Raw genomic sequence first — 13,004 nt, 5'->3', positions numbered from 1 at the left:
CCGCGGGGCCGGGAGGGGTTTCCTAAGGGCACATCCCGCAGCCGCAACGCGGCGAGGACGTGCCCGTGGAAACCCCGCAGGCCCCGCGGCCGGTGGGAGCAACGCTACTTCACGACCAAGATGTCGCAGTCCGTGTTGCGCAGCAGGAACGTCGAAATCGAACCCAGCAGCGCATACTTGATCGAGGACAGGCCGCGGGCGCCGCAGAGCACCAGGTCGGGCTTAACCACGTCGAGCATCTCGTCCTTGAGCGTCTCGCGAATGCGGCCGGCGCGAATCATGACCTCGACCTCGGGAATATCGGGATTGGCCTTAGCCTCTTCGAGCTGCTTGGCGATGGAGTTCTTAAATGCCTCCTCTAGGCCGTTGACCAGATCGACCGGATAGGAACCGGCGCTCTCGAGCGCCGTGGAATCGATAACGTGGCCGATTATCAGCTTGGCGCCGTTGTTCGCGGCGACCTTGATGGCGCGTGCGAGCACAAAATCCTGCTGCTCAGTACCGTCGAGTGAAACAAATACCTTGGTGTAGCCCTCGTTCATGGTTTCCTCCTTGGTCTATCGCACGGGCGCGGGGCTCGTGCATCGGGCGGGCGCGGGCGCGTTGGCCGCCGGACACTCTATCTTGTTGCAGTTATACCCAAGGATTTGGGTTTGACCGCTCGCAATTCTGTGAACGGGCGAGTTTTTTGGTAAGGGTAGGCATAGACGCGCCCGAACGGTTGATAATGGGACATCGCCCGCACCGTCCGCAGAACAATATCGGCGGGTGTCTAACGAGGGGGTCCCTTTGGATATTATCGAGCTTCTAAAATCTGCCTTCATGGGCCTGGTCGAGGGCATCACCGAATGGCTGCCTGTTTCGTCGACCGGTCACATGATCTTGGTGGACGAGTTCGTCAAGATGAACGTGAGCGAGACGTTCTGGAATATGTTCCTGGTCGTGATTCAGCTCGGCGCCATTCTGGCCGTCTGTGTGCTGTTCTTCCATGAGCTCAATCCGTTCTCGCCCAGCAAGGGCAAGGAGGGCCGTCGCGACACCTGGGTGCTGTGGGGCAAGATTGTGCTCGGCTGCATTCCCGCCGCGGCGATCGGCCTGCCGCTCAACGACTGGATGGAGGAGCATTTCTACAATGCTCCCGTCGTGGCGCTGGCGCTCATTGTGTACGGCGTGCTGTTTATCGTGATCGAGAACTGGCGCGCGAACAAGCGCGGGGAAATGGCCGTTGCCGGTTCGTTTGGTTCGCGTGCTGTGGTGTCGGGCGGACGTCCCGCCGGTGCGCACTTTGCGGCGCCTGCCGCGGCTACCGCTGAGGATGAGGACGATGACGAGAATCTGGACTTTGGCTCCATCGCCACGCTCGAGGACCTGAGCTGGAAGACTGCGCTGGGTATCGGCTGCTTCCAGGTGCTTTCGCTGGTGCCTGGAACGTCTCGCTCCGGTTCTACTATCATCGGCGGCCTGCTTTTGGGCTGCACGCGTTCGGTGGCGTCCAAGTTTACGTTCTTCCTGGCCATCCCCGTCATGTTTGGCGCGAGTGCGCTCAAGCTGGTCAAGTATTTCATCAAGGGCGGTACGTTCGGCGCCAACGAGGTCGCTATCTTGGGCGTGGGCTGCGTTGTGGCCTTTGTGGTTTCGCTCATCGCCATCAAGTGGCTTATGGGCTTCGTGCGCCGTCACGACTTTAAGTGCTTCGGTGTTTACCGCATCATCCTGGGCATCGTAGTGCTTGCATATTTCTTCGTTCTGGAGCCGATGCTCGGCCTCTAACTTAGTCGACGCTGCGCGGCGGCCGGGGCGACAACTTGTCATTCAAAGGGGGTGGCATGACCAAAAGGTCTATGCCGCCCCCTTTTTCATGCCAATTTGTTCGCCCCGGCCGCCGCTCGCTACCGTTGCCATGACATCGGTGGCTCCATTGCACCAAATCCGCTGGGGCGGGCCTGACGGTGGCGCACGGAGTCGTGGTGTGATTTGCGTCGGTGTCCGCGCGGCTCGGTATACTGGTACGGCTCAAACTATGGCGCTGCCCGCAGGCGCGCCGTCCGTCAGATGAGGAGTCGCCCATGACCCAGCCCTTGCCCTGGGAAAAGAATGTCGCGGTACCTGTGCCGCCCGCGCCGGAACCCGTGCCGCTCGATGCATACACCGCCCCTGCTGCGCCGGAGCCCGAGCTCGTTCCGCTCGACATCTACGACGCTCCCGCGCCGGCGCCCAAGCCCGCCAAGCCGCTCGTCGACATCGACAGCCTTAATCCCGCTCAGCGCGAGGCGGTCCTGACCACCGAGGGCCCGCTGCTGGTCCTTGCCGGCGCCGGCTCGGGCAAGACCCGCGTCTTGACCTTCCGTATCGCACATATGCTCGGCGACCTGGGCGTTAAGCCCTGGCAGATCCTTGCCATCACGTTTACCAACAAGGCCGCGGCCGAGATGCGCGAGCGTCTGGCGGCACTCATCCCCAGCGGTACCCGCGGCATGTGGGTGTGCACCTTCCATGCTATGTGCGTGCGCATGCTGCGCGAGGACGCTGACCTGCTGGGCTACACCGGTCAGTTCACCATCTACGATGACGACGATTCCAAGCGCATGGTGCGCGATATTATGCAGGCGCTCGGTATCGAGCAAAAGCAATTCCCCATCAACATGATCCGCAGCAAGATCAGTTCGGCCAAAAACGCCATGATCGGCCCCGAGGACATGCTCAAATCCGCCGACAGCCCCAACGACAAAAAGGCCGCGCAGGTCTACTTGGAGCTGGAACGCCGCCTGCGCGCCGCCAACGCGATGGACTTCGACGACCTGCTCGTGCGCACGCTCGAGCTGCTGCGCACCCGCCCCGAGGTGCTCGACAAGTACCAGGAGCGCTTCCGCTACATTAGCGTCGACGAGTATCAGGACACCAACCACGTCCAGTACGAGATCGCCAACCTGCTGGCCGCCAAGTACCAAAACCTCATGGTCGTGGGCGACGATGACCAGTCCATTTATAGCTGGCGTGGCGCCGACATCACCAACATCCTGGACTTTGAGCAGGACTTTAAAAACTGCAAGACCGTTAAGCTGGAGCAGAACTACCGCTCCACGGGCCATATCCTGAGCGCCGCCAACGCCGTGGTGCGCCACAACTCGCAGCGCAAGGACAAGCGCCTGTTTACGGCCGAGGGCGATGGCGAGAAGATCCAGGCCTTCCAGGCAAGCGATGAGCGCGACGAGGGCCGCTGGATTGCCGGCGAGATCGAGAAGCTGCACTCCAAGGGCACGAGTTACGACGACATCGCCGTGTTCTACCGCACCAACGCTCAGTCGCGTATTCTCGAAGATATGTTCCTGCGCGCAGGCGTGCCCTACAAGATCGTGGGTGGCACGCGATTCTTCGACCGTGCCGAGATCCGCGACGTCATGGCCTATCTTAAGATGATTGTGAACCCGGCCGACGAGATGAGCGTCAAGCGCGTCATCAACACGCCGCGCCGCGGCATCGGCTCCACCTCGATTCAAAAGATTGAGCAGCTGGCACGCGACAACCGCTGCTCGTTCTTCCAAGCCTGCGAGATCGCAACAGCCGAGACGGGCATGTTTAGCGCCAAGGTGCGCAACGGCCTGTCGAGCTTTGTGGCGCTGGTGCGCGAGGGTCGCCGCATGGACGGCGAGCTCAAGGACGTCGTCGAGATGATCGTCGATAAGACGGGCCTGCTGCAGGCTTTCCGCGCCGAGGGCACCATGGAGTCCGAGAGCCGCGCCGAGAACATCCAGGAATTCCTGGGCGTCGCCGCCGAATTTGAGGAGACGCACGAGGATATCGAAGGTACGCTCGAGAGCTTGGAAGAGCTGCGCGCTGCTGGTGTTGCCGATGTGCCCGCCGACGTTGAACCCGAGCCCGTTGTGGTGAGCGCGCCTGCGCCCGAGCCCGGCCCGTCTGCGCCCGTGTCTTCGTTTGAGGCGCTCGTTGGCGCGCGTGATGCCGCGGGTTCCAATTCGCTCGACAGCCTGGCGGCCCCGGCGCTCTCGCCGCAGGATGCCCTGGCTGCCGCCATCGCGGGCAACGCCTATGCCGCGCCGACAGAGCTGCCGGCGGGTGCCGTACATGCCGACGAGATCGAGCGCACCTACGGCCCGCTCACCTGCAAGGCGCTGCCTGCACTCATGGAGTGGCTGGCTCTGCGCTCCGACTTGGATTCCCTGGCCGGCGAGACGCATGCCATCACTATGATGACCATCCACTCCGCCAAGGGCCTGGAGTTCCCGGCGGTGTTCGTGGCCGGCATGGAGGAAGGCATCTTCCCGCACGTGCACGACTTTGGCGGTAGTGACGATCCGGGCAAGCTCGAGGAGGAGCGTCGCTTGGCCTACGTCGCCATCACGCGTGCCCGTAAGCGCCTGTTCTTGACCTATGCGGCCACGCGTCGCACCTACGGCTCGACTTCTGCCAACCCGCGCTCGCGCTTCCTCAACGAGATTCCGTTTGAGGATATCGAGTTTAGCGGTATCGGCTCTGCCGGTTTTGAGGGCACGGGCTGGGAGAAGCGCGGCGACCGCCACGGTACCTTTGGCTCGGGCATGGGCTCGGATATGTACGGCGGCAAGGTGTTTGGCTCGCATACGCGCTCGACCGGCGGTTCCGGTTCGCGCGGCGGATCGAGCTTCGACGACTTCTTTGGCGGCAGTAGCTACGGAACCGAGCGCCATCGTGGGGTCTCGCCCGACGCCGGCCGTGTTGCCTCGACCTTTGGCTCGGGCGCGCCGCGCGTCAAAAAGCCGTCGTCCAAGGTGTCCCCGACGGTGGAGCGCAAGGTCGATCGTGCCAGCGCATCGCAGGACTTTGCCGCGGGTGATACCGTGAGCCACAAGACCTTTGGCACGGGTACCGTGATCTCGGTCGTCGGAGACATGATCGAGGTTCAATTCGAAAAGACCGGCCAGACCAAAAAGCTTATGAAGGGCTTTGCTCCGATCGTCAAGCTGTCGTGATCCCGGCGGACCTGGGCGGGCGTATGGGGCAACATCGCCTGCTCGGGCAGTCCTGCTCGCACGGAGAGCACATTAAGTGCTCTCCGGCTCGTGCGGAACTCGCGATCGATGTTGCCCCATACGCCCGTCCAGGTCCTTAGATAACGTTGCTTGCGAACGTCGCTCTGCTCGTCCGCTTTTTTGATCTGGAGAGCCGGGTGGGCTGATATATATGGACAAGGGGCTCCCCCGTTGGTGGACGGGGGAGCCCCTTGTTGCGTTTGGGTTGTTGGTGCGATCTACAGATGCGAGACGATCAGTTCCATCTTGCCTTCGAGGTCGATGGAGCTGACGGTGCTCGGGGCCAGCAGGTGGCTTCCCTTGTGGACGGGGTCGCCGCAGACGGTGCCTTCGCCGTCGATGACCGACAGGCACATGAAGGGCCAGCGCTGGTCGAGGGTCTTGCTGCCGTTGACGCGCACGCGATCGACGGTGTAGCAGGGGTTGGACTCGAGCTCGGTCACGCCGTCCACCTCGGGCGCGGTCACCGTGCCGTCGGTCGGAGCCTGAGCATCAAAGTCGATGCAGTCGAGGCTCTGCTCAATGTGCAGCGGGCGCAACTTTCCGTCGGTGCCGGGACGGTCGTAGTCGTACAGGCGATATGTCACGTCGCTCGACTGCTGCGTCTCCAAAATGAGCGTGCCGGTCTTGATGGCGTGAACGGTGCCGGAGTCGATCTGGAAAAAGTCTCCCTTGTGAATCGGCAGCACGTTGAGCATCTCGTCCCAACGGCCCCCCTCGATCATCTGCGCGGCCTCGGCGCGGTCGTGCGCGCGCTGGCCGACGATGATCGTGGCACCGGGCTCGCAGTCCAGTACATACCAGCACTCGGTTTTGCCCAGGCTGCCGTTCTCGTGCTTGGCGGCGTACTCGTCGTTGGGATGAATCTGGATCGAAAGGTCGTCCTTGGCGTCCAGAATCTTGATGAGCAGCGGGAACTCCTTGCCCTCGCAGTTGCCAAAGAGCTCGCGGTGCTCGGCCCACAGCCACGACAGCGTGTGGCCGGTGTACGGTCCCTCTGCAATCTGGCAGTCGCCGTTGGGATGGGCCGAGATGGCCCAGCACTCACCGATGGGACCCTCGGGAATGTCGTAGCCAAACACGGTCTCCAACTGGCGGCCGCCCCAGATCTTCTCGTGGAAGATCGGCGTGAGTTTAATCAAATCGGACATGTGCATACTCCCATAAGGTTGTGCGGGTGCCGCGTAAGACGGCTCAAAACGAGCGCCCGCGTGACTACAAAAACCTATGCCAACGTTACGTTGTGCAACTCAAAGCGATCGCCAACGTTGCGCGAGATCGAATACTCAAAGGCGGCGCCGCTGTCCAAAAAGCCAATCTGGGTGAGCTCGAGCAGGGGAGAGCCAAGTTTGGTGTCCAGACGCTCGGCTTCTTCCTCGGTTGCTGCCACGGCGCGAATGGTACGGTGGAAGCTCGAAATCTTCAGCCCACATTGCTCGCGGACAAAGCGGTAGACCGATCCGTACAGGTCCTTCTTTTTAAGGCCCGGAATCAGCTCGAGCGGCATGTAGGTGTTCTCGATAACGATGGGCTTCTCATCGGCCTGACGCACGCGCACGATGTGATAGGCAAAGTCATCCTCGGCAATTCCCAGCTGGGCTGCGATGTCCGCTGGTGGATTAACAATCGAGAAATCGTAGACCACCGAGGTCACCTTCTCCCCGCGGTGCTCATACGAAAAACCCTGGGCACGGTCGTTTTTGCCCTGGAAAAACGCCTGGCCGGGAAGCCCCGCCGTGTCCTTAACGTAGGTACCCGATCCACGACGGCTGGTAATAAGACCTTCCTCGGTGATTTGCTCGATAGCTCGTTTGACGGTGATTTTGGAAACGCTATAGAGCTCGCAGAACTCAACGACGGTGGGAAGCTTGTCGCCCGGTTTAAGAGCGCCATCCTCGATACTTCGACGAATATCTGCAGCTATCGCCTCGTATTTGGGAATCATGGAACCTCCTTTCCAACTTGATTGAGTATAAAAGAAAGTATAGTTAACACCTAAGCATCCCTATTATATATTGAAAAAGTTCGAGAAAGATATAATTAAAAGTCGCTTTGCATATAAATCAGAGCGCTCTAAATAGATAGACATATGAGTAATGTCGTGTTAAGCGGCCATTTGCGTTTCCCCAGATAAAACCTGCCAAAACAAACCTGTCCCTTTTTGGTAGGTTTTTGCTTTGGGAGCGGTACCATACAGGCAATGTTTAAACGAGAAAGGTGGGCCCCCATGGAACCCAAGCAGTACTACATCGGCATCGACGTCGGCGGCACTTCGGTTAAGGAGGGCCTGTTCGACGAGGACGGAAATCTGCTGGCCAAGGCCAGCGTGCCCACGCCTCCCATCGTTGACGCTGCGGGCTTTGCCGCGGTGACCGAGGCTATCGACCAGGTGGTCGCCAAGGCGCAGATTCCGCGCGCCTTTGTGGCAGGCATTGGCCTGGCCGTTCCGTGCCCCATCCCGGCGTCGGGCGATGCCAAGGTCAAGGCCAACATTGCCATTAACCTGCCCGAGCTCAAGATCGCCATCCAGGAGCACTGCCCTGATGCGGTCGTTAAGTATGAGAACGATGCCAACGCCGCTGCCATGGGCGAGGCCTGGCTCGGTTCTGCCAAGGGCGTGCAGAACGTGGTGATGGTCACCATCGGTACCGGCGTGGGCGGCGGCGTTATCGTTAACGGCGACGTGGTATCGGGCGTTGTGGGTGCCGGCGGCGAGATTGGCCACATGTGCCTGAACCCGGCCGAGGAGCGCACCTGCGGCTGTGGCGGCCATGGCCACCTGGAGCAGTATTCCAGCGCCACCGGCGTGGTGAGCAATTACCTGGCCGAGTGCAAGAAGGCGGGCGTCGAGCCCATCGAGCTCACCGGCCCCTCCGATTCCAAGGACGTGTTCCAGGCCTGCCGCGAGGGCGACAAGCTCGCGCTGGCCGCGGCCGACACCATGGCCGACTATCTCGGCCGTGCCCTGGCGCTTATTGCCAACGTGGTCGACCCCGAGATGTTCCTGATCGGTGGCGGCGCGTCCGCTTCGGCCGATGTCTACCTCGATAAGGTTCGCGAGCACTTCCAGCGCTACGCGCTTTCCGCCTCGCGCGAGACGCCCATTAAGGTCGCTTCGCTCGGAAACGACGCCGGCATCATCGGTGCCGCCTACGTAGCCCTGCGCGCCGCCGGTAAATAGCTGGTGCAAGGGGGTCAGGTTACTTTGCACCAACATGGTGCAAAAGGGACAGCCTTGGCCCCCATACCTGCCACAAAATATGCCGTAGCCCTTCCGTCTGCGAAGGCTCGGCATCGGCGTGCTACCATAGCTACGTCCAAGTACACATATCAAGTGGAGGATATCCATGGCAAACGTTCTTGTCTTTGGTCACCAGAACCCCGATAACGACGCCATCATGAGCGCCGTCGTCCTGTCCCAGCTGCTCAACCAGGTTGAGTATGCCGGCAACACCTACGAGGCTTGCGCCCTAGGCCAGCTTCCGGCCGAGTCCGCCAAGCTGCTCGCCGACGCCGGCATTGCCGAGCCCCGCGTGATTGATTCCGTCGAGGCCGGTCAGCTCGTCGTCCTCACCGACCACAACGAGTCTGCCCAGTCCGTCGCCGGCCTTAAGGACGCCACGGTCTTTGGCGTTGTCGATCATCACCGCATCGGCGACTTCGAGACCGCCGGCCCGCTGCACTACATCTGCCTGCCCTGGGGCTCCAGCTGCACTATCGTCACCAAGCTCGCCGGCGTGCTCGGCGTTGAGCTTTCCTACGTTCAGGCCAAGCTGCTGCTCTCGGCCATGATGACCGACACGCTCATGCTCAAGAGCCCCACCACCACCGATGTCGACCGCGCCGTCGCCGCCAAGCTCGGCGAGCAGGTGGGCGTCGACCCGGTCAAGTTTGGCATGGAGGTCTTCCTCACCCGTCCGTCCGGCTCCTTCACCGCAGCCGAGATGGTCGGCAACGACATCAAGATGTTCGAGCCTGCCGGCAAGAAGCTGCTCATCGGCCAGTACGAGACTGTCGACAAGAGCCGTGCGCTTGGCATGATCGACGAGATTCGCGAGGCCATGCGCGCCTACGCCGCCGAGAAGGGTGCTGACGGCATCGTCCTGTGCATCACCGACATCATGGAGGAGGGCTCGCAGGTCCTGCTCGAGGGCGAGACCGAGGCCGCTCAGAAGGGCCTGGGCATTGCCGACGAGCACGACGGCGTCTGGATGCCGGGTGTCCTCTCCCGTAAGAAGCAGGTTGCTGCCCCCATCATGGCCGTCTGCTAGGTTTAGTTGACCAAACGCTACGACCGGATCGCGGACGCCCCGCGCTCCGGTCGTTTTTTGTGCACGGCGCCGCGTCGTCTCTTGGACAGGCGTGCCCGTGCCGTTGAGCAAATAATGTTCAACCTGTGGTTCCGCTTTTCGGCCGCGCCTGCGTGCTTGTCGTGCAGGGTAGGCTAGATGCAAGCGTAATACGTTAGAGCGCGGCGCCGCCACTTGGGCGGGCCGTGCTTTTTTAAGACGGGAGCTTTCCCGTGAAAGGAGCCGCCCATGGCAGCAACTGAGCAGCTGTTCAACGTTCGTGAGCGCAAGCGCTTTGAACGTCACGACATCTGGGAGCGCATCGCCGAGAACGGCACGATTTCCGCCGCCGTCATGGTCTTCGCCGCCATCGCCGCCGTCATTTGCGCCAATACCGATGCCTACGAGGCCATCCATCACTTTTTGGAGACCCCGCTGTATGTGGGCCTGGGCAACCTTACGGCCGGTCTCACCGTTGAGCTTTTCGTCAACGACTTCCTCATGGCGATTTTCTTTTTGCTGGTGGGTATTGAGCTCAAGTATGAGATGACGGTCGGCGAGCTCAAAAACCCGCGCCAGGCCATGCTTCCCATGCTGGCGGCCGTGGGCGGCGTCGTCGTTCCCGCCTGCATCTATCTGATCTTTAACCATGCCGGCGCGCACAACGGCTGGGCCATTCCCATGGCAACCGATATTGCCTTTGCACTGGGCGTGCTGTCGCTTTTGGGCAACCGTGTGCCCAACGGCGTGCGCGTGTTCTTCTCGACGCTCGCCATCGCCGACGACCTCATCTCCATCGCCGCCATCGCCATCTTCTACGGTCAGAGCCCCAATCCGTTTTGGTTGGGCGCCGCCGCGCTTGTGACCTGCGCGCTCGTGTGGCTCAACAAGACGCAGCATTACCGCCTTGCCCCGTATTCGGTACTGGGCCTGCTGTTGTGGTTCTGCATGTTCAAGAGCGGCGTACATGCCACGCTTGCTGGCGTCATCTTGGCCTTTACCATCCCGGCCAAGTGCGGTGTTAAGCTCGACAGCCTTACCGATTGGTTGGGGGAGTGCCTGCCGCTGCTCGATGACCGCTACGACGACGAGGCGCACATCCTGGGCCAGCATGACTTTACCGTCTCGACCACCAAGGTCGAGCGCGTCATGCACCGCGTGACCCCGCCGCTCATCCGCATGGAGCGTCTGATCTCCACGCCGGTCAACTTTGTGATTCTGCCGATCTTTGCGTTCGTGAACGCACAGGTTCGCCTAGTGGGCGTGGACATGAGCACGCTACTCACCGACCCGGTGACGCTCGGCGTGTACTTTGGCATGCTGCTGGGCAAGCCGATCGGTATCTTTGGCATGACGTTTGCCCTGGTTAAGCTCAAGATCTCCGAGCTGCCGCGCAATGTCAACTGGCACATGATTGCCGGTGTGGGCATTCTGGGCGGTATCGGCTTTACCATGTCGATCCTCATCAGCGGCCTTGCCTTCCCGACGGCCCAGTTTGAGGTTCTGGCCGCCAAGGCCGCTATTCTCGCCGGCTCTGTCACCGCGGCCGTACTTGGCATGATCTACATGAGTGTGATCTGCAAGCACCCCGCGCCCAAGAACGAGTAGGCGCGTAGAAACAGACGCCAGAGCCTGCTCGAGCGCGTGCAAAACGCGGTTTTGAGTGGTACTTGCCACCTGCCGGACACCCCAGTGGCCAAAAAACGCCGTTTGTGAGTACTGTCACAAACGGCGTTTCATTTTAGGCGCGAAAAATAATGTACAAATCTATTCTGTCTGTGCATTAACGATTGCGTGGCTGGACGAAAAATGCTGATGCATCCTTCCAAAACCGGACACAAAAGGCCAAGACTGGCCTTTTTAATTCAAAATCGCTGTTACTAAAAAAGTAACAGTACTCATATTTGCTATTTTTTGACCACAGGCCCCAATGACTAGGTTTATTCCACGGTGCCGTAGATGGCGCCCCAGCCGTGGGCGGCCAAGGCGGAGTTGAGCTGGTCGCAAAGTGACTGGCGGTCGTAATAGCCGGGCGGTAGCAGGTTCACGATTTCCATGAGATCGGGCGCCAGGTCCAAGATTTCGGCCTGTACGATCAGATCCAGGCGGTCGATGGCGTGGCGGTCGTAAAACAGTCCGTCGACCAGGCGCTGAAGGTCGCCGAATTCCTCGGCCTGGAACGATCCGTACTCCATAGTGCCTCCTTGGGCGCTTCATGCCGGCATGCGCGGCGATTCGTAATTCATTGCGATGGACTTAATCTATCACGGCTTCATAACGTTGCGACGGTGGCGGTCTATACTTAGAAGAATTGCAACGTACCGCTTCGTGAAAGGTCGCACCCATGCAGACGATCTACCAGAAGATGGAAACCACCGAACTCGATGCCGCCATCGAGGCGCTCAAAGCCGAGGTCGCCGAGGTCAAGGCCAAGGGCCTGGCGCTCGACATGGCCCGCGGCAAGCCGTCGCCCTCCCAGGTGGACATCTCTCGACCCATGCTCGATATCCTCAATGCCGATGCCGATCTGCACGACGGCAACGTCGACTGCTCCAACTACGGCTGCTTTGAGGGCATTCCTTCGGCGCGCAAGCTAGCGGGGGAGTTTTTGGGTTGCCCCGCCGAGCAGACGCTCGTACTGGGTTCGTCGAGCCTTTTGATCGAGCATGACATCGCCGGCATGTTTTGGCGCTGCGGTTCATGTGGTAGCGACCCTTGGGAGGCTTACGAGGCCGCGCACGACGGCAAGAAAGTCAAGTTCCTGTGCCCTGTTCCCGGCTACGACCGTCACTTTGGCATCACCGCCGACTTGGGCATCGAGAACGTCCCCGTCGCGATGACCGACAACGGCCCCGACATGGACGAGGTCGAGCGCCTGGTTGCCGCCGACGACTCCATCAAGGGCATCTGGTGCGTGCCCAAGTATTCCAACCCCACGGGCATCACCTTTAGCGAGGACACCGTGCGTCGCCTGGTCGAGATGCCCACGGCCGCGCCCGATTTCCGCATCTTCTGGGACAACGCCTACTGCGTGCACGACCTGTACGACGAGACCGACGAGCTCGCCAATATCTTCGACCTCGCTCGCGCGGCGGGCACCGAGGATCGCGTGGTGGCCTTTGCCTCGACGTCCAAGATCACCTTCCCGGGCGCCGGCATCGGCTTTATCGGTGCGAGCCCCGCGGTTATCGCGGAGTTCTCCAAGCGCCTGAAGGCCGGCCTCATCAGCGCCGACAAGCTCAACCAGCTGCGTCACGTGCGTTTCCTTCCCACCATCGAGGCGGTCAAGGAGCACATGAAAAAGCATGCCGAGTTCTTGCGCCCGCGCTTTGAGGCCGTTGAGCGTAAGCTCACCGAGGGCCTGGGCGAGACGGGTTGCGCCACTTGGACGCATCCCCGCGGCGGCTACTTTGTGAGCTTTGATGGTCCCGAGGGCTCGGCCCAAAAGGTCGCAGCGCTTTGTGCCGACCTGGGCGTCAAGCTTACGCCGGCTGGTGCCACCTGGCCTTATGGCAAGGATCCGCGCGACACCAACATCCGCATCGCGCCGAGCTATCCCACGGTCGAGGACCTGGAGGCAGCACTCGACGTACTGGTGCTGGCCGTCAAGCTCGTCGCTGCCGAGCTTGCTCGTGCCGAGCGCGCCTAACGCCTAGGGCCCCGCAAGTCCGCGCCCAGTACTATCCGC

The 13,004-nt window shown here is 61.1% G+C and carries 10 protein-coding genes; 6 read left to right on the top strand and 4 right to left on the bottom strand.

The genetic code is table 11. The features are described 5' to 3' along the window. Nucleotides 1-104: 104 nt before the first annotated feature. Entirely contained in the window at nt 105-542 is a 438-nt protein-coding gene (locus ACEG18_RS08165; RefSeq protein ID WP_006235921.1) for a universal stress protein, read from the bottom strand. 247 nt (nt 543-789) lie between these two features. Between ACEG18_RS08165 and ACEG18_RS08160 the strand changes: the two genes are divergently transcribed. Together ACEG18_RS08160 and ACEG18_RS08155 are read left to right on the top strand one after the other, a co-directional pair. Then, entirely contained in the window at nt 790-1,770 is a 981-nt protein-coding gene (locus ACEG18_RS08160) for an undecaprenyl-diphosphate phosphatase (RefSeq protein ID WP_372542245.1), read from the top strand. 296 nt (nt 1,771-2,066) lie between these two features. Continuing rightward, a complete protein-coding gene (locus ACEG18_RS08155; protein ID WP_372542243.1) occupies nt 2,067-4,967 on the top strand; it encodes an ATP-dependent helicase in 2,901 nt (966 codons plus the stop codon). 278 nt (nt 4,968-5,245) lie between these two features. Here the strand turns inward: ACEG18_RS08155 and manA are convergent, their stop codons facing one another. Together manA and ACEG18_RS08145 are read right to left on the bottom strand one after the other, a co-directional pair. Then, nucleotides 5,246-6,178: a mannose-6-phosphate isomerase, class I gene (manA, locus tag ACEG18_RS08150; protein WP_372542241.1), complete on the bottom strand. Its 933-nt coding sequence runs from the start codon at nt 6,176-6,178 to the stop codon at nt 5,246-5,248. Nucleotides 6,179-6,252: 74 nt separating this feature from the next. After that, nucleotides 6,253-6,972 carry a GntR family transcriptional regulator gene (locus ACEG18_RS08145; protein WP_372542239.1) on the bottom strand — a complete coding sequence of 240 codons (720 nt, stop codon included), beginning with the start codon at nt 6,970-6,972 and terminating at the stop codon, nt 6,253-6,255. A 282-nt stretch (nt 6,973-7,254) separates the two neighbouring features. Between ACEG18_RS08145 and ACEG18_RS08140 the strand changes: the two genes are divergently transcribed. From ACEG18_RS08140 to nhaA, 3 genes are all read left to right on the top strand, one after another. Continuing rightward, nucleotides 7,255-8,208, top strand: a complete 954-nt coding sequence (locus tag ACEG18_RS08140) for an ROK family protein (protein ID WP_226812558.1) — start codon at nt 7,255-7,257, stop codon at nt 8,206-8,208. 166 nt (nt 8,209-8,374) lie between these two features. Continuing rightward, complete coding sequence (locus ACEG18_RS08135; protein ID WP_372542237.1) at nt 8,375-9,298, top strand: manganese-dependent inorganic pyrophosphatase; 924 nt, start codon at nt 8,375-8,377, stop codon at nt 9,296-9,298. A 267-nt stretch (nt 9,299-9,565) separates the two neighbouring features. Beyond that, the gene (gene nhaA / locus ACEG18_RS08130) at nt 9,566-10,924 is read left to right on the top strand and encodes a Na+/H+ antiporter NhaA (RefSeq protein ID WP_372542235.1); all 1,359 of its coding nucleotides are present in this window, start codon (nt 9,566-9,568) and stop codon (nt 10,922-10,924) included. Between the two features lie 332 nt (nt 10,925-11,256). On the opposite strand, the gene ACEG18_RS08125 is transcribed toward nhaA, so the two are convergent. Continuing rightward, nucleotides 11,257-11,511, bottom strand: a complete 255-nt coding sequence (locus ACEG18_RS08125; RefSeq protein WP_055285533.1) for a hypothetical protein — start codon at nt 11,509-11,511, stop codon at nt 11,257-11,259. Nucleotides 11,512-11,660: 149 nt separating this feature from the next. On the opposite strand from ACEG18_RS08125, the gene ACEG18_RS08120 reads away from it, so the two are divergent. Beyond that, nucleotides 11,661-12,965, top strand: coding sequence for an aspartate aminotransferase type Ic (locus ACEG18_RS08120; protein ID WP_349091584.1), 1,305 nt, complete (start codon nt 11,661-11,663; stop codon nt 12,963-12,965). Nucleotides 12,966-13,004: the final 39 nt, after the last annotated feature.

The sequence above is a fragment of the Collinsella aerofaciens genome, from assembly GCF_041537385.1.
Classification (GTDB): domain Bacteria; phylum Actinomycetota; class Coriobacteriia; order Coriobacteriales; family Coriobacteriaceae; genus Collinsella; species Collinsella aerofaciens_BV.
The sequence above is the reverse complement of the archived record's forward strand: the minus strand, read 5'-3'. Positions and strand labels throughout refer to the sequence as shown.

What these genes read in the sequence shown, in the direction of transcription:
- ACEG18_RS08165 (WP_006235921.1), bottom strand. Translation starts at nt 542, where the DNA reads ATGAACGAGGGCTACACCAAGGTATTTGTTTCACTCGACGGTACTGAG.
- ACEG18_RS08155 (WP_372542243.1), top strand. Translation starts at nt 2,067, where the DNA reads ATGACCCAGCCCTTGCCCTGGGAAAAGAATGTCGCGGTACCTGTGCCG.
- manA (WP_372542241.1), bottom strand. Translation starts at nt 6,178, where the DNA reads ATGTCCGATTTGATTAAACTCACGCCGATCTTCCACGAGAAGATCTGG.
- ACEG18_RS08145 (WP_372542239.1), bottom strand. Translation starts at nt 6,972, where the DNA reads ATGATTCCCAAATACGAGGCGATAGCTGCAGATATTCGTCGAAGTATC.
- ACEG18_RS08140 (WP_226812558.1), top strand. Translation starts at nt 7,255, where the DNA reads ATGGAACCCAAGCAGTACTACATCGGCATCGACGTCGGCGGCACTTCG.
- ACEG18_RS08135 (WP_372542237.1), top strand. Translation starts at nt 8,375, where the DNA reads ATGGCAAACGTTCTTGTCTTTGGTCACCAGAACCCCGATAACGACGCC.
- nhaA (WP_372542235.1), top strand. Translation starts at nt 9,566, where the DNA reads ATGGCAGCAACTGAGCAGCTGTTCAACGTTCGTGAGCGCAAGCGCTTT.
- ACEG18_RS08125 (WP_055285533.1), bottom strand. Translation starts at nt 11,511, where the DNA reads ATGGAGTACGGATCGTTCCAGGCCGAGGAATTCGGCGACCTTCAGCGC.
- ACEG18_RS08120 (WP_349091584.1), top strand. Translation starts at nt 11,661, where the DNA reads ATGCAGACGATCTACCAGAAGATGGAAACCACCGAACTCGATGCCGCC.